The sequence below is a fragment of the Rhodoglobus sp. G.S.23 genome (genome assembly GCF_056675935.1).
Window position 1 is genome coordinate 1,299,453 of the sequence record NZ_CM155237.1, and the last position, 18,045, is coordinate 1,317,497.

The 18,045-nt window shown below is 59.9% G+C and carries 22 protein-coding genes; 13 read left to right on the forward strand and 9 right to left on the reverse strand.

The window, feature by feature from the left end; translation table 11 throughout:
* Positions 1 to 415 precede the first annotated feature (415 nt).
* Both AC1ENN_RS06195 and AC1ENN_RS06200 read left to right on the forward strand, forming a co-directional pair.
* Positions 416 to 952 (forward strand): ArsR/SmtB family transcription factor, encoded by a 537-nt coding sequence (locus AC1ENN_RS06195; protein ID WP_449646498.1) that lies wholly within the window; start codon positions 416 to 418, stop codon positions 950 to 952.
* A complete protein-coding gene (locus tag AC1ENN_RS06200) occupies positions 952 to 2,220 on the forward strand; it encodes an MFS transporter (protein WP_449646499.1) in 1,269 nt (422 codons plus the stop codon). Before AC1ENN_RS06195 ends, AC1ENN_RS06200 begins: the two co-directional genes overlap by 1 nt.
* On the opposite strand, the gene AC1ENN_RS06205 is transcribed toward AC1ENN_RS06200, so the two are convergent.
* The 3 genes from AC1ENN_RS06205 to AC1ENN_RS06215 all read right to left on the reverse strand — a co-directional run bounded on the left by AC1ENN_RS06205 (position 2,213) and on the right by AC1ENN_RS06215 (position 6,287).
* Positions 2,213 to 3,067, reverse strand: coding sequence for a carbohydrate kinase family protein (locus AC1ENN_RS06205; RefSeq protein WP_449646500.1), 855 nt, complete (start codon positions 3,065 to 3,067; stop codon positions 2,213 to 2,215). The genes AC1ENN_RS06200 and AC1ENN_RS06205 overlap by 8 nt on opposite strands.
* Positions 3,068 to 3,094: 27 nt before the next feature.
* A complete protein-coding gene (locus AC1ENN_RS06210) occupies positions 3,095 to 3,310 on the reverse strand; it encodes a hypothetical protein (RefSeq protein WP_449646501.1) in 216 nt (71 codons plus the stop codon).
* A 64-nt stretch (positions 3,311 to 3,374) separates the two neighbouring features.
* Entirely contained in the window at positions 3,375 to 6,287 is a 2,913-nt protein-coding gene (locus AC1ENN_RS06215) for an aminotransferase (RefSeq protein WP_480406875.1), read from the reverse strand.
* 201 nt (positions 6,288 to 6,488) lie between these two features.
* On the opposite strand from AC1ENN_RS06215, the gene AC1ENN_RS06220 reads away from it, so the two are divergent.
* The 5 genes from AC1ENN_RS06220 (at position 6,489) to AC1ENN_RS06240 (ending at position 9,802) form a co-directional block, all read left to right on the forward strand.
* Positions 6,489 to 6,950 (forward strand): thioredoxin family protein, encoded by a 462-nt coding sequence (locus tag AC1ENN_RS06220; protein WP_480406876.1) that lies wholly within the window; start codon positions 6,489 to 6,491, stop codon positions 6,948 to 6,950.
* Positions 6,951 to 7,018: 68 nt separating this feature from the next.
* Positions 7,019 to 7,585 (forward strand): DUF4395 domain-containing protein, encoded by a 567-nt coding sequence (locus AC1ENN_RS06225; RefSeq protein ID WP_480406877.1) that lies wholly within the window; start codon positions 7,019 to 7,021, stop codon positions 7,583 to 7,585.
* A gap of 171 nt (positions 7,586 to 7,756) precedes the next feature.
* Positions 7,757 to 8,020 (forward strand): hypothetical protein, encoded by a 264-nt coding sequence (locus AC1ENN_RS06230; protein WP_449646506.1) that lies wholly within the window; start codon positions 7,757 to 7,759, stop codon positions 8,018 to 8,020.
* A gap of 2 nt (positions 8,021 to 8,022) precedes the next feature.
* Positions 8,023 to 9,009, forward strand: coding sequence for an FHA domain-containing protein (locus tag AC1ENN_RS06235; RefSeq protein WP_480392067.1), 987 nt, complete (start codon positions 8,023 to 8,025; stop codon positions 9,007 to 9,009).
* Between the two features lie 91 nt (positions 9,010 to 9,100).
* Complete coding sequence (locus AC1ENN_RS06240) at positions 9,101 to 9,802, forward strand: polyamine aminopropyltransferase (RefSeq protein WP_480392068.1); 702 nt, start codon at positions 9,101 to 9,103, stop codon at positions 9,800 to 9,802.
* 12 nt (positions 9,803 to 9,814) lie between these two features.
* Here the strand turns inward: AC1ENN_RS06240 and AC1ENN_RS06245 are convergent, their stop codons facing one another.
* The 3 genes from AC1ENN_RS06245 to AC1ENN_RS06255 form a co-directional block, all read right to left on the reverse strand.
* A complete protein-coding gene (locus AC1ENN_RS06245) occupies positions 9,815 to 10,003 on the reverse strand; it encodes a hypothetical protein (protein ID WP_480392069.1) in 189 nt (62 codons plus the stop codon).
* 139 nt (positions 10,004 to 10,142) lie between these two features.
* Positions 10,143 to 10,304 (reverse strand): hypothetical protein, encoded by a 162-nt coding sequence (locus tag AC1ENN_RS06250; RefSeq protein WP_449646510.1) that lies wholly within the window; start codon positions 10,302 to 10,304, stop codon positions 10,143 to 10,145.
* A 59-nt stretch (positions 10,305 to 10,363) separates the two neighbouring features.
* Positions 10,364 to 10,537 (reverse strand): CsbD family protein, encoded by a 174-nt coding sequence (locus AC1ENN_RS06255; RefSeq protein WP_449646511.1) that lies wholly within the window; start codon positions 10,535 to 10,537, stop codon positions 10,364 to 10,366.
* Between the two features lie 164 nt (positions 10,538 to 10,701).
* On the opposite strand from AC1ENN_RS06255, the gene AC1ENN_RS06260 reads away from it, so the two are divergent.
* Positions 10,702 to 11,382, forward strand: a complete 681-nt coding sequence (locus tag AC1ENN_RS06260; protein ID WP_449646512.1) for a response regulator transcription factor — start codon at positions 10,702 to 10,704, stop codon at positions 11,380 to 11,382.
* A complete protein-coding gene (locus AC1ENN_RS06265; protein WP_480406878.1) occupies positions 11,379 to 12,557 on the forward strand; it encodes an FUSC family protein in 1,179 nt (392 codons plus the stop codon). Before AC1ENN_RS06260 ends, AC1ENN_RS06265 begins: the two co-directional genes overlap by 4 nt.
* A 52-nt stretch (positions 12,558 to 12,609) precedes the next feature.
* Here the strand turns inward: AC1ENN_RS06265 and AC1ENN_RS06270 are convergent, their stop codons facing one another.
* Positions 12,610 to 13,596, reverse strand: coding sequence for a diacylglycerol/lipid kinase family protein (locus tag AC1ENN_RS06270; RefSeq protein ID WP_480406879.1), 987 nt, complete (start codon positions 13,594 to 13,596; stop codon positions 12,610 to 12,612).
* A 160-nt stretch (positions 13,597 to 13,756) separates the two neighbouring features.
* On the opposite strand from AC1ENN_RS06270, the gene AC1ENN_RS06275 reads away from it, so the two are divergent.
* The gene (locus tag AC1ENN_RS06275) at positions 13,757 to 14,488 is read left to right on the forward strand and encodes a phosphatase PAP2 family protein (protein ID WP_480406880.1); all 732 of its coding nucleotides are present in this window, start codon (positions 13,757 to 13,759) and stop codon (positions 14,486 to 14,488) included.
* Here the strand turns inward: AC1ENN_RS06275 and AC1ENN_RS06280 are convergent.
* Positions 14,450 to 15,259 (reverse strand): DUF1206 domain-containing protein, encoded by an 810-nt coding sequence (locus tag AC1ENN_RS06280; protein ID WP_480406881.1) that lies wholly within the window; start codon positions 15,257 to 15,259, stop codon positions 14,450 to 14,452. The genes AC1ENN_RS06275 and AC1ENN_RS06280 overlap by 39 nt on opposite strands.
* Positions 15,260 to 15,302: 43 nt before the next feature.
* On the opposite strand from AC1ENN_RS06280, the gene AC1ENN_RS06285 reads away from it, so the two are divergent.
* The 3 genes from AC1ENN_RS06285 (at position 15,303) to AC1ENN_RS06295 (ending at position 17,501) form a co-directional block, all read left to right on the forward strand.
* Positions 15,303 to 16,154 (forward strand): PPK2 family polyphosphate kinase, encoded by an 852-nt coding sequence (locus tag AC1ENN_RS06285; RefSeq protein WP_449646517.1) that lies wholly within the window; start codon positions 15,303 to 15,305, stop codon positions 16,152 to 16,154.
* Positions 16,151 to 16,894 (forward strand): phosphatase PAP2 family protein, encoded by a 744-nt coding sequence (locus tag AC1ENN_RS06290; RefSeq protein WP_480406882.1) that lies wholly within the window; start codon positions 16,151 to 16,153, stop codon positions 16,892 to 16,894. Before AC1ENN_RS06285 ends, AC1ENN_RS06290 begins: the two co-directional genes overlap by 4 nt.
* Before the next feature lie 79 nt (positions 16,895 to 16,973).
* Positions 16,974 to 17,501 (forward strand): DUF427 domain-containing protein, encoded by a 528-nt coding sequence (locus AC1ENN_RS06295; RefSeq protein WP_480406883.1) that lies wholly within the window; start codon positions 16,974 to 16,976, stop codon positions 17,499 to 17,501.
* 40 nt (positions 17,502 to 17,541) lie between these two features.
* On the opposite strand, the gene AC1ENN_RS06300 is transcribed toward AC1ENN_RS06295, so the two are convergent.
* Positions 17,542 to 18,045: an ATP-dependent zinc protease family protein gene (locus tag AC1ENN_RS06300; RefSeq protein WP_449646520.1), complete on the reverse strand. Its 504-nt coding sequence runs from the start codon at positions 18,043 to 18,045 to the stop codon at positions 17,542 to 17,544.

Sequence of the window (18,045 nt, forward strand, 5' to 3'; positions counted from 1 at the left end):
GGTAGAACCGCCACGACCTGTTCGGCTTTACTCCTGAGTGGCGAAAAGAAGCCATAAGTCGGATAAAACGTTGTCCTATTTCGGTCACGCTTGCGGCTCCACGAAGTTGACAAGTGACACGGAACTTATACTTCGGGCCGTCTGGATCTCCGCCGGCTGCCGATTTGCCTAAACCAGTGGGTATCGTGTTGCGGCGGCTGCCCTCCAGGGGCGATGAGTGCTTATGCCACTAGCTCAGGCGGACGCATCGAGAGGCTACGACTATTGCTCTACAGACGGCGATTCTCTTTTCGGCCCCTTCGTGCTATTAGGGCTTTGGTCTCCAGGAAGCGCTTGAAATGCTTGATGCTTGCGGGAGGAGGCTCAATACTTTCTGTGCTTGACATTAGTGTCGACAGTCGTTGACACTAATGAGATGACGAACTCGATTGAGAGTACGGCCCTTGCTCCGGTCGAAGATTCAGCGGCCACCGGCGACCTCCGAGCCCTCTCCAATGCGGTACGGCTCGATATGCTTCGACTGCTGAGGGATCGCGAGTGGACCATGGTCGAGCTCGCGACCGAGTTGGGGCTTCGCAAGGGCAGTATCAGTTACCACTTGCGCGTACTGGAGCGAGCCCACATCGTGTGCCAGGTTGGTGAGCGCAGTGTTCGCGGCGGGCGACAGCAGCTCTGGGGGCTCGCGGCTCCATCGATCGCAGGCGACCCTGAGAGCACCGAGGCGGGTGCGCGGCCCGCAGTGCTCCGCGCGCTGGCTTCGCAGATGGAAGCGAGTGAATCCCAGCGACTGTTTGTGTCGCAGGTGCGATTGGATGCTGCAGGCAAGGAAGCTGCGGTCGTGCTGCTGGAGAGCGCGTTGGCATTCATTCGTCAGCTCGATACCGACGGCGGAGACATGGTCTCGCTCGGAGCATTCACGTATTCGGTAGGCAGCCCAACGAGAAGCGAATAGTGTCCGGCGGGCAGAAGCTCGGGCGACCATTCTGGGTTTTCTGGGGTGCCGTCACTGCGACGAATATGGGCGACGGCATCCGTCTGGTCGCACTGCCCTTACTGGCGACTCAGGCAACGGAAAACCCCGCGCTGATCGCGCTGGTGACCGTGTTCACATACGTGCCGGCGCTGCTCTTCGGGCAATTTTCCGGAGTCTTCGTTGACCGGGTCAGGAAGCGACGACTTATCGCGCTGTCACAGTTAGTGCGTGCGGTCGTGTTGGCGTTCGTGGCGGTCGCGATCGCGCTCGGGGTGCTCGACATCGCGATGCTGTGTGTGGTTGCGTTCCTTTATGGCGCGGGGGAGGCGGTATCGGATCCGGCATCGCACGCGATCCTTCCGCGTCTGGTAGCTGCGAACAATTTGGGGCGGGCGAACTCTGACCTGCAGTCGGGGCAAATCGTTGGTGAGATGTTTGTGGGGCGTGCGCTCGGCGGGATTCTGTTTGCGGTGGCTCAGCCGTTGCCGATTCTTGCTAATGTGCTGCTGCTCGTCGCCGCGGCACTTGCGATGGTCTCGCTGGGCGAAGTGGAGGGTGCGCCCGAAACTCCTGCGCCGGACCGTGCGGGAGGGCAAATCCAGAACTTCCTCGGAGATTTGGTCGAGGGAATCCGGGTGGTGACTCACTCGCGATTACTCGGCATAATGTCGTTGCTGTTGGCGGTGTGGGCTGGAGTTTCCGGAGGGTTTTGGGGAGTTGCCGCGATCTACGCGCTGCGCGATCTGCAATCAGGAGAGATCGGTTTCGGCATCATGCTGGCCCTGGCAGCGGTCGGATCTTTTGTCGGTGCGTGGATCGCGATTCGGGTCATCCAGAGACTGGGTGCGCCAGCGGCTGCGGTAGTTTCCGTTCTCCTGAGCGGAGTGTCGATCATCGCCCTCACGTGGACACGAGACCTCTGGCTCGCCTCCCTGCTGCTCGCGTTCAACGGTGCAGCCGTCACGCTGTGGAACGTGATGACTATCACCATTCGGCAGACCGCTGTCGAACCGCGCTTGCTTGGTCGTGTCAGCAGCACCTACCTCGTATTGGCGCGAACTGCGCTTCCTGTGGGCGCTGGGCTCGCGGGGCTGTTGGCGTCGGCTACCGATGCTCGGACTGTGTTCATGGTGTTCGGCGGTGTCTTGTTGGTCGCTTCTGCTGTGCTAATACCGATGCTGTGGACGGCGTTTGGCGAATCATGGCCACGTGGGCAGGCTTCGGCGCGGAAGGTTACGGCTAGTTGAGCGCACCCTCAACGCAGGGATGAAGGTGCTTCGACTCGAGAGCAACTACCGCCTGCGAGGCGGCCGCGGCGAGTGCCCCATCGGTGCCGGCACCCGACAGTGTCGCGTGCAGAAAGCCAGCAAAAAATGCATCACCGGCACCGTTAGTGTCGCGGATCTCGGCAGGCACCGCATCCACCTTATGGATTCCATCAGCGTCGAGCGCCATAGCTCCTTCGGCACCTAGCGTGCACACCACCACAATGGCGCCCGCGTCTACCCGAGCGCGCATGAATGGCAGCGGGTCCGGCATCCCATCGGCGTTCATGAATAGGTACGACGCCGCCTGAACGAACGGCTCATGAAAATCAGACTGGCCGTCGTGATCGTGGAGATCGGTCCAGATCGGGATGCTCGATGCCGCCGCCTCCGAAAGAAGTGCTCGAGAGGGCTCCGATAGGTCCATGACAAGTGCCTCCGCGCCTTCGGCCAGGGTGCGAAACTGCACAACATCTGGCTCGGCAAACGCGGGAGCCGACAGGTAGAGCGACACCCGCTCGCCGGACCTCGTCATCAGATTCAGATGGCGTTCACTAGCGCCGGGAACGGCGACGCAGTGCAGCTCAATGCCGGACGATTCAAGAACCGAGCGCAGGCGGGTAGAAGCCGCATCGTTGCCCATCACTGTGTGGCAGGTGACCTCTCGGCCAAGCCCGGCAAGGTGCAGGGCCTTACCGGCGGAGGTGCCGCCAACCGTCTCAAAATCTTCCAGAGCGAACTGCATGTGAGGGCGGGGTTCGGGCAGATGATCGAGATAAACGATGCTGTTCCACGACACTGGGCCAGAAATGAGAATGTGGTTCGGCATGCTCAAACATTACCGGCGCAAGCGGAGTCAGGTCGTGTGGCAGGCGATGGCACACCAGAAACAACCGTTAACCTTCGAGTACTGATTCTTTGCGGCATTCACAGCTTCGCTGCACGAGGCGAATTCGCCGAGATCGGTGCGATTCTCGACGCTGGGCAGACAGCCCCGTGTCGACGCCAAGTCATGAACCTCGTGGTCGCCGGTGTTCGGCTGGGCATTCTTGTTGACGGTGAAGTAAGGCATGAGCTCCTCTTTTCCGTTGCACGTCATCGTGTGGGCTAAAGAATAGCGACCTACCCTGTCAACATCACCACCCGTTCGTCAGTACGCGGTCAAGGGCATCGACGAAGGCGTCGGCACTTGCGCGCGTGAGACACATCGGCGGTTTGATCTTCAGCACGCACTGGTGGTCCGACGTGGGCTGAACGATGACGCCCACTTCACGCAGGCGCTCACAAATAGCTTCGGTTTCCTCGGTGGCTGGTTCTAGCGTTGCCCTGTCTCGCACAAATTCAAGACCGAGATAGAAGCCGCTGCCGTGCACGGTTCCGACCAGCGGGTGGCGCTCGCCTAGCGAGGCGAGGCGTTTCTTGAGGTAACCGCCGGTCGCGACGGCGTTCTCCTGCAACTTCTCATCTCGGATCACATCGAGCACCGTGAGGCCGACAACGCTCGACACCGGGCTGCCGCCTGCTGACGAGAAAAAGTAGCCCTGCGAGCGGTAGTGGGCGGCAATCTCTGGCGTCGTGATGACTGCGCCGAGCGGATGCCCGTTGCCCATAGCCTTGGCGACCGCAACGATATCCGGCACAACATCCTGCTGCTCGAAACCCCAGAACCACTTGCCGAGGCGGCCATAGCCGACCTGCACTTCGTCGGCGATGGCAAGGCCGCCATGTTTGCGCACTGCGCCGTAGACAGCGTCGAGGTAGCCGTCAGGCAGGGCGATTCCACCCGCATTGCCATAGAAAGTTTCTGCGATGAAGGCGCCAACAGGGGTTCCGGCGGCGGCCAGACGTTCGATCTCGGCAACAGCCTCGTCCGCATAGCGGCTGGACTCCGTGCCGCGATACTTGCCGCGGTAACTGTTCGGCGCATCGACAGTGTGCACCCAGTCTGGCCGCGTGCTGAGGGCGCCAGGGTTGTCCGCGATCGATGTGGATACGGCATCCGAAAGGTAAGTCCAGCCGTGGTAGGCCTCACGAACGGCGAGTACATCGCTGCGTGCTTTCCACGCCCGGGCAATGCGCAGCGCGAGGTCAACCGCCTCCGAGCCACTATTCACAAGGAAGACGGAATTGAGGGGATCGGGGAGCAGCGCGCTCAAACGCTCGGAAAACTCCACGACTTCCGGATAGTTGAAACGGGAGTTGGTGTTGAGCAGGCTCCACTGCCGAGTGACGGCGTCGACGAGGCGTGGGTGTGCATGTCCGATCGAAGTGACGTTGTTAAGAACATCAACGTAGACGCGGGAATCAGCGTCAACGAGATACTCCTTCCAGCCGCGCACCATCATCGGAGGCTCGTCATAATAGAACTCTTGCGCATCAGCGAAAGTGTCGCGCCGGCGAGCGATCAGGGCGGCCGAATCTCGGTCGGCGCTGGGAAGCGTCTCGCCAAACACGAGCGGTGTTGGATCGCACGCGAGAGAGCGCCAGGCGGTAGCCAGGTCCGGGCTGACAAGCCAGGGCACCGCGACATCGCCGAGGGATGCCCGCACGCGGAGTCGATTCTGGACGTGGCCGATTGGCGCGCCAGCATCCACCTCGGTGCCAGTGGGAACAAGCGCTTTGACACCCTCAAGAGTGAGGAGGATGCCGTCGCCTCGGAACTCGACGCCGTCGGCGCTGTGCGTGACAGTGCCCGGCCACGGCGCGGCCAGCTCCTGCGGCTCGGACAGTGTGAGCTCGATGCCGAGCGGAGTGTTCAGGGGCTCTGGATCGACTGGGATACGCGCTCGTGTGAACCGGGGCTCGGCAAAGCGTGTAAGCGCGCCGGAAGCACCAGCGGTGATGGCCTCGGCGGCGATCTCCGCTTCGGCGTCGTCGTTGAGCCAGCGCCCATTGTTGAGTGCCGCGCTCGTTGCCGAGAAATCCAGCACTTCGATTGCGCTCGGATTGAGCGCGGGAATTAGCATTCTGTTCGCTGGCAGGCTCGCTTGGCGGCCATCATGTCCGAGCGCACTGCGAACTAGTTCGTTCGCGACGGTTAGCGGAACCGAGGTAGCCTGCTCGAAGATGCGCCCCTCGTGCAACAAATTCTCGCTCGCATACTCATTGTCGGGATCGGTCGCTTGCACATGATGCCCGCTGGCGACAAGGATGGCGCCGCGGATCACCACAAGCGGCCAGAGCGCTTCTGCTTCGGCCAACGAGAGCGGACGGATCGAGTGGTACGCGGAGACCGCGCGCAGCACAGATGGCAACGTTGCCCCGTCGTGGTGCAAAAGCGACGAGACCGTGATCGCAATCTCGCCGACAGCCCAACTCCGGTTGACATCGCCGAAGTCGATGATCCCGTCGGGAATACCCGTGACACTGTCGTTTGAGACGACATTGTCGTCAGTGAGGTCACCGTGGATTGTCTGAACCGGAAGCTCAGCGGCCAAATGGGACACCGTCCCCCAAGCGGCATCGCTCGTCTCGCGAAGGCGCGCACGGAGTACATCGTCGTGAACATAAGGGAGGAGGGCGTCGAGCACTGGCGAAGCGCGACGAAGATCCCACTGGTTCGAGCGCTCGACGCCGGGGGCATCGAAGTCCGCGAACGCGACGGCAACGCGAGCCGCTAGTGCTCCGATCGCGCGCACAGCGCGCGGGGAAAGGTAGCGCCCGCCAGAGAGGGGAGTGCCGCTAATGAAGTCGAGAATGCGGGCGTGTAATATCCGGCCGTCGACCGAGAACTCCTGAACGCGTGCACCATCACGCCCGGTGCGAGTGAGGGGCACCCGGATGCTCGGCTCGCGTGCGGCAAGATGGGCGGCGGCGAGCGATTGTGCCTCGAGCTCAGCCCGCGAACTTGCGGGGTTAGAAATCTTAAGGAGAGTGCGTTCTTCCGCGCCTTCCAGAAGGAAATTGCGGTCCTGATGGCTGCCGAGCGAACGGGCAGTGGCAGCGAGGCCATAGACGGTGTCGGTGAAAGCCGCGGCATCTTGCTCAGAAATCGCCGGAGGTGGGTCTTGCACAAGGGAGAACTCGCTAGAGGTCGACGTATCTTTCACAGTAATTCCGCTCGTGAGTTTCCACACGCAAGTGTCGCGGATGCCCGTGCGGCAGCCGCGCATCCAATCTAGGCCACAGCCCTGTTTGACAGCGCTAACCTTCTCGGAATATCTGAAGTCGCATTCGACTTGTCCTGAGTAACTTCTCGTCACACAACGATGACGCAACAGAAGCCCCCATACTCTTGAAAGGTGGACGCCGTGGAAACCCTGACTGTGCTTCTTGGCCTCGTGGCACTCGCCACCGCGCTGGGCCTAGTCTGGCGTGCCAGAACCGGCCGTATCCAGCGAAGTAAAAACCCCGACAACTCAGCCGCAGCAGCCGCAGGCGAGGATCGCATCACGATTCCCGGTGCAGCGCTCTTCGGAACCCGCATCACCCTGCTCCAGTTCTCCACCGCTGCCTGTGCAATCTGCCCAACGGTTCGCACACAGTTGAGTGCCATTGCTGACGAACTCGATGACGGAACCGGTTCAGTGGTTCATGTCGAAGTGGATGTCACATCACGCCCCGAGATCGCTAACCAGTTCAACCTGTTGCAGTCACCAACCACGTTCATCCTCGATGGCAACGGTGTGCTGCAGGCCCGCATCGGTGGTGCCCCCAAGATCAACGACCTCCGTGCCGAACTCGACCGGATGCTCAGCCCCGTGTTGGTCTAACAGCCAGTCACCGCACCCGCCCCTCCGAGACAACGCTCCCGCCCGGGACAGCACAGATAGCGACACCAATGACTACGAATGACACCCGCTCCACCGGCACCACTTCGCTTGCAGGCTCCAAGGCAGCACTTGCCGCGAAGCCGGGGCAACGCGGCATTGACCCGCGCGGCCCTCGCTTCGGCGCAGGCATCACCGCCGTGCTGCTGCTCACAGTGATCGGCCTCGGACTGGATGCCGCAGCAGCGCTCCCGGCCACGATCGCCGAGCGCGCCAGCCAGCCCGCCTTCATTCTCTTCAGCCTCATCGCTGCGCTCTTTGCGTGGGGAGCCTTCGCCGGCATCCAACATCACCCCTACGGACTCTTCTTCACAGCAGTGATTCGTCCGCGCCTGAGTGCACCAAGCCACCTCGAAGACCCGCGCCCACCCACGTTCTCGCAGGGTGTCGGCTTCGTCATCACCGTCATCGGCGTCGTGCTGCACCTCGCAGCCGTGCCCTACGCTCTCGTGGTCTTCGCGGGTCTGGCATTCATCGCCGCGTTCCTCAATTCAGTCTTCGACTACTGCCTCGGATGCCAGCTCTATGTACTGCTCGTGCGTGCCGGAATAGTGGGGCGGACTCGCACCGTCGCCTAAACAGGGGAGCAGAGCATCCTCTGTGCACGATGCCCTTCCCAGTGAGAATGCCGTGACCTCGACGGCAACTCTTCCTACTCCGTTGGCGCTCGATTACTGTGGCATCACAGTGGGCGGCTAACGATCACGATGGTTGCCCGATTCCTCAACGCGAGCGAAAAGGACGAAACCATGTCTGATATCAACAGCCCCTCAGCCGCCGAAAACGGCTCAGGCCCAGACGCCCACAACATCCAAGACTGGACCGATCTTGGAAAGGAAATGTGGTCGTATCTCACCGGTCGAAGCGCCGTCATCGACTACAGCTTCATTGATATGACTGTCGAAGTTCCCCGCGATGTTGGTCAGGATGCGCCTCGCGCGACGTGGAAACTCAACGGCACCCTCAGGGTGACCACCAGTGAAGGATCCGGCTCCGAACCGCTCGCCCCGTAACGATGAGTACCTCAACGACGAGTGCCGCCACGAGGCTCGACATCGATCTGGCGTTCTCACTCATCGAACCAATTCTCGATGACACGGATGCCGCGACTTCGGGCAATGGCGAGACCGGAGCATCACGGCTTGAGACAGAGACGATGACGGGAACGGTCAGAGCGCACGGCACCGACATCGACGTGTTCTCGAGTAACCCGGAGCTGTTTCTGCAAGCACGATCCGTGAAGCTCAAAGAGGCGCGCATTGTGGCAAAGGCGTTCGCTGAAAGAGGGCTCACCGTCTCACTGTCTGGGCCGCTCGGCTTGATCGCCCGCATTGGCGCGATCAAGCCCTCGGTGGCTCAGCGAGTGTTGACAGGGTCGCCGCACATCGCATTGGGCAGCCGAGCGGCGCTCGCACCAATGCTGCGTCGGCGGGATGCCGCCTCCGCGGGCGACTCGCGGATGCAGTTTCCGCCCGGAACACTGTTTCCGCTCGTTCCCACCTTCGACCGCACCATTCGCCGCAGGGTTACGACGACGCACTATGCGCCCGGAGCCGGACGGCCGAGGTTGTTCTTTGTCGTCGGCTCCGAAAATTGGAACGGCCAGATGCCGCGGGAGTTCGAATTGCGGTCGGATGTCACCACCATCGGGTCATCAACGTCGGCAGACCTGCAGCTGCCCGGTCTCGATCCCATCCACGCCGAAATTCGCCACGACAACGAGGACGAGTACGTGCTTCGCTCGTTCGGAGCCGTCGGCGGCGGCTCTCGACCACTCACCGGTCAAGAAGCAGGCTCCCGCACTCTGCGCACCGGCGCGCTCATGGAAATGGGCGAGTGGCGCATTGGATTCTTCCGCGAAGAGTATGCCGACCACGGTCGCCCCTTTGGCGGTCGAATCGGCGGCGAGATGGGTCATCAGAAACCGCAACCTGGGCGCCATCGCGCAGAGTCGGAACCCGTGGTGCTGCCGGAGGGACCAGAAGTTCCGGAGACGCGCTAGCAACACTTCGAACGCTTCGCTCCATATATGCCGCTGAGCGACCTTATCTATACCGGGCCGTTTCGGCCCTTCACACACGTAGGCTCAAGTCATGGCAATCTCCCGCTTTGAAGAGCTCGACTTTCAAGAGACCCCGATGGGCGAGCTCACCCTGCGGCGTCGACGCGAACCAACACTCGACGTTGACGTCTATGAGGTGAAACTTGGCGAGGAGTACCTCATGTCAAGCTTGTTCACTGTTGCCGAGATTGCGCTCTCTGACCTCGGGTTGGCTGCAGCTAGCGGCGACAAGCTGCGTGTAGTTAACGGCGGCTTGGGTCTCGGCTACACAGCAGTTGCCGCCCTCGCCGATCCCCGCGTAGCCTCACTTGAGGTCATCGACGCCTTGCCCGCTGTAATTGATTGGCACAATCGGGGCCTCCTCCCGGTCTCCGCAGAACTTACCGGCGATAGCCGCACCACCCTCACCCACGCGGACTTCTTCGCAGTAATGCGTGCAGAACCGACCGAGCCGTATGACGTGATCCTTCTGGATGTCGACCACTCGCCCCGCCACCAACTAGACCCCAGTCACGCCGACCTCTATACCGTTGAGGGTTTGCGGCGCGTGCGCGCTCATCTCACCATCGGCGGAGTTTTCGCACTCTGGTCGGATGACCCGTCCGACGCCGAATTCATGGATCGCCTTGGCCAAGTCTTTGCGAACCCGCTCGCCCACGCCGTCGACTTCGACAATGCGCTCACCGGTGGGGTGTCATCCAATACGGTGTACGTCGCGACTCGGGGAGCGTAGCTCCGCCTCGCCCTAGAAGCTTCGTTCGTCTGACCATTCAACGATGGGCTTGTCATTCGACGCTCGTGCCGCATGCGCGGTTGCCGGTAGCGGCGGGAATGGTGCCACCGTCTCATCCGTATCGGCACCGACCTGGGCTTCAGGAACGGGAGAGGGCTCACATTGGCCACCATCCGCTTGAGCGGTTAATCTTCTGCGCATTGCGGGGCCTCGTGGTTCATCGTGGTGAAAAAAGGGGAGGGGTGCAGGGCCGTACTGGCCCTGCACCCCTCGATCAGTTCAAGCGACACTGGGGGAGGTCGGGATGAACTGCTTGTGCTAGTTCACCGAGTGGCGAGTGTTAAACCCGACCGCCAGTGAGCTTGCGAGCGAGGAAAACGATGATGGCGAGAACGGCCAACACAACGCCAACCCAGAGGAGGAAGTTCAGCGACTGAACTAGCCCACCGGTCAGGAGCAGGATGACGGCAACAACCGCCACGATAATAAGAAGCGTGTTCATGGGAATCGAACCTTTCGAAAGGAAATGCGGGTGGGTATTGCTAGGGATGACGCGGAACGTTAGTCCGTAACCGCGTCTTTGATGTTCTCGCCAGCCTTCTTCAGATCTGCCTTAGCCTGATCAGTCTTTCCCTCAGCAACAAGCTCCTCATTGTCGGTAGCTTTACCGGCAGCCTCTTTGGTTTTGCCCTTGAGGTCTTCAGCTGAGTTTTCGATCTTGTCTGATGCACTCATGATTGAGCTCCTACTCTTCTGGGGGATAAGCGGACACCGTCCGCGATTATTGGGGCATAAATAAACACCCAAAAGCTGAGAGTATTCTGGGGGATACCGGGGCGGCTTCACCCTAAAGGGTGAAGAATCGCTAAGTTCCGAAAAGCACGCCCTATCGTTGACGCATGAACGAAGTTCGAGTTGCCCTAGTCAACGACTACGAGGTCGTTGCACGCGGAGTTGTCGGCATGTTGCGCTCCTACCAGAATCGGATTCGCGTCGTCGAACTCGACCTCAACAAGCAAGTCAGCGAACACGTAGATATTGCCCTTTACGACACTTTCGCATCCACCCAAGGCGACCGTGCAGCGGTGCGGCAGCTGGCATCCAACCCCAACGTCGCCGCGGTAGTCGTCTATTCGTGGAACCTTGATCCGGCGCTCGTGAACACTGCGATTACCCATGGCGCGGGGGGATACATTTCGAAAGGCCTGCCAGCGGCCCTCCTCGTTGCCGCGCTCGAAGCAATTCGCAACGGGGGCGAGCGCGTTCATCTGGGCGAGACCGGCACCCCGATCGTCATCGGAGGTGACTGGCCGGGACGCGAAGAAGGCCTCACCGAGCGCGAAGCAGAAGTATTGGCCCTCATCACCCAGGGCCTCTCGAACGTAGAGATCGCGGAACGAACCCACCTCTCAATTAACTCAATCAAGACCTACATCCGAAGCTGCTACCGAAGCATCGGTGTCAACAGCAGAACGAACGCAGTGCTGTGGGGGATTGAGCACGGCTTTCGCCCCGATCGAATCAGAATCGAGCATCCGGAACCTGCACCCGGCGGTATTGAGATAGCGGCTCGCCCATGAGGTGGCCCACGCGTGGGAAGCGGCAAGAACTGGCCGGAAACACGCTCGAGCCGGTGAAGAAGACGGCATGGCGGATGAGATCCGAAATCACCCGATCGCGCATCTTGCAGGCAGCAAAAACCGCCCTCGCTGTCGGCGTCGCGTGGACCATCGCGCCCTACCTTCCCGGGGTGGCAGACAACTACCCCTACTACGCACCGTTGGGTGCAATCGTGAGCATGTACCCCACGCTCATGGGCTCAATGAAGAACGCCATGCAAACCCTCGGAAGCCTCGCCGTCGCCATAGTGCTCGCTGGCGCGGTAATCATTTTCAGCTCACCGAGTGTTCTCACCATGTCACTCGCCGTCGGTGCCGGCGCCCTCATCGCTGCCACTGGCTGGTTTGGGGCCAACCGTGAATACATTCCCGTCACCGTGCTGTTCGTTCTCATCATCGGTGGGCCGGATGCTGACGACTATTCGATTGGATACCTCGAGCAGGTCAGCCTCGGCATCGTTGTTGGACTTCTCGTCAACGTTCTTATTTTTCCGGCGCTCAGCCAGAACGCCGTAGACCAACAACTCTCCAATTTTCGGCGAGTTCTTTCCACCCATCTTTCCGAGATTTCCGAAGCGCTAGCCGAAAGCTGGCCCCCAGAACGTGACGGATGGGCATCCGCAAAAGACATGCTCGTGAACGTCTCACGCGAGGTTCGTGAAGCAGTACTGCTCGCCGACGAAAGCCGCAAAGCTAACCCACGGGCCCGGCGGTATCGACGCGATTTACGTGCAGACTACGAGGACCTTGCTGCTCTAGAGAACGTGACTTTTCACGTTCGCGACATCACCGATGTGCTCACTGGCGCAGTGTGGGGCACCCCTATCAAAATCGAGCTTCGCCCCGAACTGCGTCCAGTGCTGAGTTCAGCGCTAGCCGCAGTATCGACGGTTCTGAGCGATTGGGGAACACCTGAGAAACGCGCGGCCTCCCATGCGGCTGCCACTGATGCCCTTGCGGCATTGACCGCGGAACTGGATGCCAGAAAAGACACAGCGACCGCCACGACGATGGGGGCATCAGCAGCAATCGCGATGGATATTGCGCGTATCCTCGCCGCGTTGGGCGCGCGAGTAGAACAAGCCGAGCGCGCGGAGCAGGCCGAGCAGCCACAAACGACTATTGAGCCTGACTAGTGTGCACTTGCGACGGTGACGTGGCACTCGCGCTGCCGTCGGCGTAGGAACACTACTCCTGTGGAACGCGCATCCGCAGCCCTGCCGGCTTGATGCGCGTCTTGAAAGCAATCGCCTTCCCGAAGCTGTCGCCGTCGAGTTCAATTTCTTCGGACTTGGTCAGACGCACCGTCATCTGTTTCGCCTTCACGTAGTTCAACGCGCGCACATCCTTAGTGGTGAGGGCTTCGCCACCCTTAATGCGCCGAAGAACACCGTTTTCCCAGAAAACTTTGCCCATGATTTGCACCCAGCCGACAACCCCTTTGGGGCGCATCACCGCGACATCAAAGAACCCGTCATCCGGCGCTGCATCAGGGAGGAGAAGAACATTCGCTGTGAGCGAGCCACAGTTTCCAATGATGATGGTGTGGGCCCGAGCGCGGCGAGGTCGACCACCGTCGAGCCGAAACTTGAGCTGAAGCTCGCTCTCATCGGTGAGAGCCCTCACAATGGCGCCAACATAGGCCAGCCACCCAATCTTCTTCTTCAGCTCCTCATCAGTGTTGACCAACATTTTTGCATCAAGCCCAAGCCCCGCCATAACCACAAATGCATGCTTAGATAGCTTCTCGTTCTCGTCCCGAATATCAATCAGCCCGATATCAACGAGACGCTCCTCGCCAGTGAACGCTGCGCGCACCGACCCTTCAATGTCATCGAGAGGGAGCTTGAGGTTGCGGGCAAAGAGGTTCCCCGTGCCCGACGGCATCAACGCCAAAGCGGCATCGCTGTCATGCACGACTTCGGCGACGGCACGTACTGTTCCGTCGCCGCCAGCGACAATAATTACGTCGGCCCCGGCATCCAGTGCCTCGTGGGTTGCACCCTGCCCAGGGTCTTCCTTGCTCGTAGAAAAGTACTGGGTAGCATTCCAGCCTGACGCTTCTTCCTGCACAGCAACGGCCGACTTGATCGCGTCAAGGTCAACCTTGATGGGGTTGTAAATTACGGCGGCAGTCAGCGAACGCGAAGCGTTCTTGCTCGGCGTTGCAGGCATTAGTCGACCTCACTCTTTCTGGGCATCATCCGTTGGTTATCGATGCGGATCCGAAGGGATTCGGATGGGCCGAGTCGACAGTGAAATGACTCTAGCCGGTGACGTCCGCCGGTGTTCTGTGTGTTTACGTTTTGGCGAAAGAAAGTTTTAGCATTGCGTCATGGAGAAGAAACATCCGGAAGATGCGGCCACGGACCGTGCCCAACGTGTCCGTCGCTTCTGGCCGCTACTGAGTGGATTAGTGGCCCTGGGTTTGGTCGTGGCTTTGGGCGCGCTGATCGTCGTTCGTGACCACGGGATGCCCCTCGCCGTTGATACTTTCTGGATGACCGTGCTCTCCGATAACCGCAATCCGCTATGGCAATCGGTGTCATTAGTCATGAACTATCTGGGAGCAGGCGTAGTTGCCAGTTTCATCGTGCCCGGGGCAATCATCATCGCGTTGCTTCTCATCAAGCGCCCCTGGGCCGCTTTGTACTTCACTATTGCCACGGTCATCACCGGCGGATCGGTGCAGCTTCTCAAGCATTTCTTTGCCCGAACGCGACCCGACACGATTCTCGTCACCGTCGACTTCGGGTCATTCCCCTCCGGACACGTCGCAAATGCCGCAGTGATGGCCCTCGTGCTTTCCATCCTCTTTCCCCGAGTGTGGGTATGGGTCGCGGCGAGTCTTTACACGGTTGTCATGATGCTCAGCCGCACCTACCTAGGGGCGCACTGGCTCACCGACACTGTGGGCGCGTTGCTCCTAGGAGTGGGGATTGCGATTGTTGTCGCAGCGCCGCTTGCCGCCAAAATTGACGGCGAGCGACGCATCCGAGGTGGCAGTGGCTCTCGTGACGATCGCAAACTACAGTCGAGCGAAACGCGCCCGGACGAAGCAATATAGGCCGTAGCCGATCAGGCCGATCGCAATGACAACCAGAAGGGCAACTCCAAAGGGAAGGGCCACCAGACTTGTCAGCGCACCATCAAGTCCGGTGGACTTGCTTGGGTCATGAGTGACCGCAGCAACAATGACCAATATTCCGGCGATCGCGATAGCGATTCCTTTGGCAACATAGCCCGAAATCCCTAGGCCGAGCACCGCCTTCCGCATCGGCTCGCGAGGCAAAGATATGTCCTCAACGAACTTCTGGGTGACTCCTTTGCGAACGAAGTAGACACCAACGCCCACGACTGCAGCTCCGATAATAGCCAACGCGACGACGCCAGCCGGAGACGACATCAGCATGGCGCTGAGGCTGCTCGTGCTGTTCGATGAACTCGTTGCGCCACCGAGGGCGAACGGTACTGCGGTTGCTCCCAGCGCGATGTACGTGAGTCCCTTGGCGGCTTCAGCGACCCGGCGTGCCCACTGACGCTTGGAGTCCCCACCGGACATTAAGAACGCCGAAATGAGCAACCAGAGTCCGAGAGCAAACATGCCGATGACAATCGACCAGAGCAGGAAGACCCCACCCGGTGTCGATGCAAGTTGTTGGAAGGCTCCCGACTGATCAGCATCAGTGCTTCCGCCATCCGTCGCTATCCCGATTGCGAGTGCACCGATGAGAATATGCACGAGACCATTGACCGCGAAACCCAGTCGGGCCAAAACCTGAAGAGCAGTACTATTCTTTGCGCTGCGGGCTGCGCCCGACACGGAAACATCGTTCATGACGGATAGTGTAGATGAGCGCTCCGGCGGGATACTATCTCCTATGCAAAATTCAGAGTGGTCTAACGCACCCAGTGACCTGCTTCGCGTCGATACCGGGTTTCGGCTCGCAGAAGTAGACCCACAAGCAACTCCCGGAATCAACGCCTCTAAGAAGTCCGGCACCGCACTGCTCCGGAAAAATCGACGTGAGCTCGGAAAACTGCAGGGCAAACTCTTCGCCGACAGCACTGTGGGTGGCAAACGATCATTACTGATCGTGCTGCAAGGAATGGACTCCTCTGGCAAAGGCGGCATCGTTAAACATGCGCTTTCGGCAATGAACTCGTCTGGCGTCGTTGTGCACGGCTTTAAGGCACCAACTGACGAGGAACTCAAGCACGACTTCCTCTGGCGAATTCGCAAACACCTTCCCGAACCAGGAATGGTCAGTGTCTTCGACAGATCACACTACGAGGATGTTCTTGCCGCTCGAGTGCAGAACCTTGCGGACCCAGACACCATCGAAGCCCGCTACGACAAGATCATCGCCTTCGAGCAGGAGGCCATCGATAACGGCACAGTGATTATCAAAGTGATGCTCCAGATCAGTGAAAAACAGCAGAAGAAGCGCCTAGTTGCCCGACTTCACCGCAAGTCGAAGCTCTGGAAATATAACCCCAGTGACGTCGATGACCGCGAACGATGGACCGGACTTCAGGATGCCTACCAAATCGCGTTGGAACGGACATCCACGGATGAAGCACCCTGGTATGTGATTCCCGCCAACCACAAGTGGTACGCCCGACTGGCCGTGCAAGAAATCGTGATGAGCAAACTGAGGGAGTTGGAAATGAAGTGGCCGCGCCCCGATTACGACCTGAAAAAGGAACGCGGAAGGGTCGCCGGAGCATGAATACAATCACGAAGGGCTCCCGGTTTAAGACTAAGCTTTTCGTCGACGAACGCGCCGTAACTGCCGCGACGAAAAAGCGACTGTATATCGTCGCGACGGCACTGATCTCTATCGGGCTTATCAGTCTCCTGACTCTGTGGTGGTCGGTGCTTCAACCGGATGCGCTCACCGCCATGGACACTGGAGTACAGGGGTGGTTGGAAGACCGGCAGTCAGCGACAGCGACGCTGCTGATGATCGTCTTCACGGAGATGTTTGGGCCCATTGCCCTACCCATCATTGTGCTCGCGGTGACCGTCACGTGGGGTGTGAAAGCCGAGCGCTGGTGGAGACCGTTCCTCTTGGCCGCTGGCACCCTCACCGGCGTCGTAATCGTGCAGATCATCACCCGTGTTGTCGGTCGAAGCCGGCCACCTGAAGACCTCATGCTGTACGGCCCAGACATGACATTCTCGTTTCCGTCTGGCCACGTGCTCGGTGTCGCAGACTTCTTTCTCATCCTGACCTTCCTAATATTTTCCCGGCGCAGCAACCCCAAGCTTGCGGCAGTCTCGTATGTTGTGGCGGTGATACTGGTGATTGCCACCGCCCTCAGTCGCCTCTATTTGGGCTACCACTGGAGCAGCGATGTTCTTGCGTCAATGGCACTGTCGCTCGTGATTCTCGGCACAGTGATTGCTGTCGATACCTATCGAACGGCGCGAGTCGATTCAGGTGCGCAGCCGGTCGTCTCGAGGTAGCTACGTTTCCGGTCGCGACTTGGCTCCCGCCTGTGGACATTCGCAGCGGCATCCCAGCAGCCAGATCCACAATTGGTGGATGACGCCAGCCGCCGGTTTTCCCCGATCACGTCCCCGCCCCAAGCCCATCAAGCCTCACGCAGGTCAAGAGTCGGTGTGGGACTATCCGCGGCCTCCACGAGTGGAACGACGACACGAACGCATTGTTGTGCGGTTGGGCGACCAAGTGATCGTCGACACTACGGATTCGGTGCGGGTGCTTGAGACGAGTCATCCACCCGTCTACTACGTGCCAATCGCTGCGTTTCCCGACGGCGTTCTGGTACCAGTAGCGGGCACAAGCTTCTGCGAGTTCAAAGGTGAAGCCCATTACTTCGATATTGTTTCCGGGGGAGTGGTTGCCGATCGAGCGGGATGGACCTACCCGGATCCGACCCGAGGATTCGAGGACTTGGCGACACGAGTAGCGCTCTACCCGAGCCAAATGGACTCCTGCGAAATCGACGGCGAACGAGTGAGCACTCAAGCCGGCGACTTCTACGGCGGGTGGATCACCTCTCGTATTGTCGGACCGTTTAATGGTGGCCCGGGTACGTCAGGCTGGTAACAGCCGGCTGGTAAGGCCCGGCCATCGACGTGCGTAGAGGCTAGCTGCGACCCTGATTGCGGCGGCGGATCGCGCGCGGCGCACGACCGCTAAGGAATGACGCGCTCGAGTCGATAAGAAAGCCTTGGCTGAGAGCCTCGCGGCCAATCAGCATCCGAAAGCCCATATCGCTGCGGTCAGTCAGTGTCGTTTCGGCGGTGACTGTATGTCCAAAGAGCTCAACGTGAAGCAACACCACGATGCGGTCTTCACTGTGACCGGATGAGCTGCGCACGGAACGGCGATCGTGGACTTCACGCTCCACGACAACAGCATCATCATCAGATTTTTGCCACGGCATTACGCGGAACCGCACCCAGTTGGCGCCGTCCTTGCCAACGTATTCTTCGATGTCAGACGCATGAATGGCAGAGCTATGCGCCCCAGTGTCGAGTTTGGCTTTAATCCACGAAACGCCGATTTCTGGGAGGGCAACCCACTCGCGCCAACCGGCGACCGTGCTTGAATGGGTAGGTTCTATCACCCCCTTATCTTGGCAGGTCAT

What these genes read in the sequence shown, in the direction of transcription:
- AC1ENN_RS06195 (WP_449646498.1), top strand. Translation starts at nt 416, where the DNA reads ATGACGAACTCGATTGAGAGTACGGCCCTTGCTCCGGTCGAAGATTCA.
- AC1ENN_RS06205 (WP_449646500.1), bottom strand. Translation starts at nt 3,067, where the DNA reads ATGCCGAACCACATTCTCATTTCTGGCCCAGTGTCGTGGAACAGCATC.
- AC1ENN_RS06210 (WP_449646501.1), bottom strand. Translation starts at nt 3,310, where the DNA reads ATGCCTTACTTCACCGTCAACAAGAATGCCCAGCCGAACACCGGCGAC.
- AC1ENN_RS06225 (WP_480406877.1), top strand. Translation starts at nt 7,019, where the DNA reads ATGACTACGAATGACACCCGCTCCACCGGCACCACTTCGCTTGCAGGC.
- AC1ENN_RS06230 (WP_449646506.1), top strand. Translation starts at nt 7,757, where the DNA reads ATGTCTGATATCAACAGCCCCTCAGCCGCCGAAAACGGCTCAGGCCCA.
- AC1ENN_RS06235 (WP_480392067.1), top strand. Translation starts at nt 8,023, where the DNA reads ATGAGTACCTCAACGACGAGTGCCGCCACGAGGCTCGACATCGATCTG.
- AC1ENN_RS06240 (WP_480392068.1), top strand. Translation starts at nt 9,101, where the DNA reads ATGGCAATCTCCCGCTTTGAAGAGCTCGACTTTCAAGAGACCCCGATG.
- AC1ENN_RS06245 (WP_480392069.1), bottom strand. Translation starts at nt 10,003, where the DNA reads ATGCGCAGAAGATTAACCGCTCAAGCGGATGGTGGCCAATGTGAGCCC.
- AC1ENN_RS06250 (WP_449646510.1), bottom strand. Translation starts at nt 10,304, where the DNA reads ATGAACACGCTTCTTATTATCGTGGCGGTTGTTGCCGTCATCCTGCTC.
- AC1ENN_RS06255 (WP_449646511.1), bottom strand. Translation starts at nt 10,537, where the DNA reads ATGAGTGCATCAGACAAGATCGAAAACTCAGCTGAAGACCTCAAGGGC.
- AC1ENN_RS06260 (WP_449646512.1), top strand. Translation starts at nt 10,702, where the DNA reads ATGAACGAAGTTCGAGTTGCCCTAGTCAACGACTACGAGGTCGTTGCA.
- AC1ENN_RS06265 (WP_480406878.1), top strand. Translation starts at nt 11,379, where the DNA reads ATGAGGTGGCCCACGCGTGGGAAGCGGCAAGAACTGGCCGGAAACACG.
- AC1ENN_RS06270 (WP_480406879.1), bottom strand. Translation starts at nt 13,596, where the DNA reads ATGCCTGCAACGCCGAGCAAGAACGCTTCGCGTTCGCTGACTGCCGCC.
- AC1ENN_RS06275 (WP_480406880.1), top strand. Translation starts at nt 13,757, where the DNA reads ATGGAGAAGAAACATCCGGAAGATGCGGCCACGGACCGTGCCCAACGT.
- AC1ENN_RS06280 (WP_480406881.1), bottom strand. Translation starts at nt 15,259, where the DNA reads ATGAACGATGTTTCCGTGTCGGGCGCAGCCCGCAGCGCAAAGAATAGT.
- AC1ENN_RS06285 (WP_449646517.1), top strand. Translation starts at nt 15,303, where the DNA reads ATGCAAAATTCAGAGTGGTCTAACGCACCCAGTGACCTGCTTCGCGTC.
- AC1ENN_RS06290 (WP_480406882.1), top strand. Translation starts at nt 16,151, where the DNA reads ATGAATACAATCACGAAGGGCTCCCGGTTTAAGACTAAGCTTTTCGTC.
- AC1ENN_RS06295 (WP_480406883.1), top strand. Translation starts at nt 16,974, where the DNA reads ATGACGCCAGCCGCCGGTTTTCCCCGATCACGTCCCCGCCCCAAGCCC.
- AC1ENN_RS06300 (WP_449646520.1), bottom strand. Translation starts at nt 18,045, where the DNA reads ATGACCTGCCAAGATAAGGGGGTGATAGAACCTACCCATTCAAGCACG.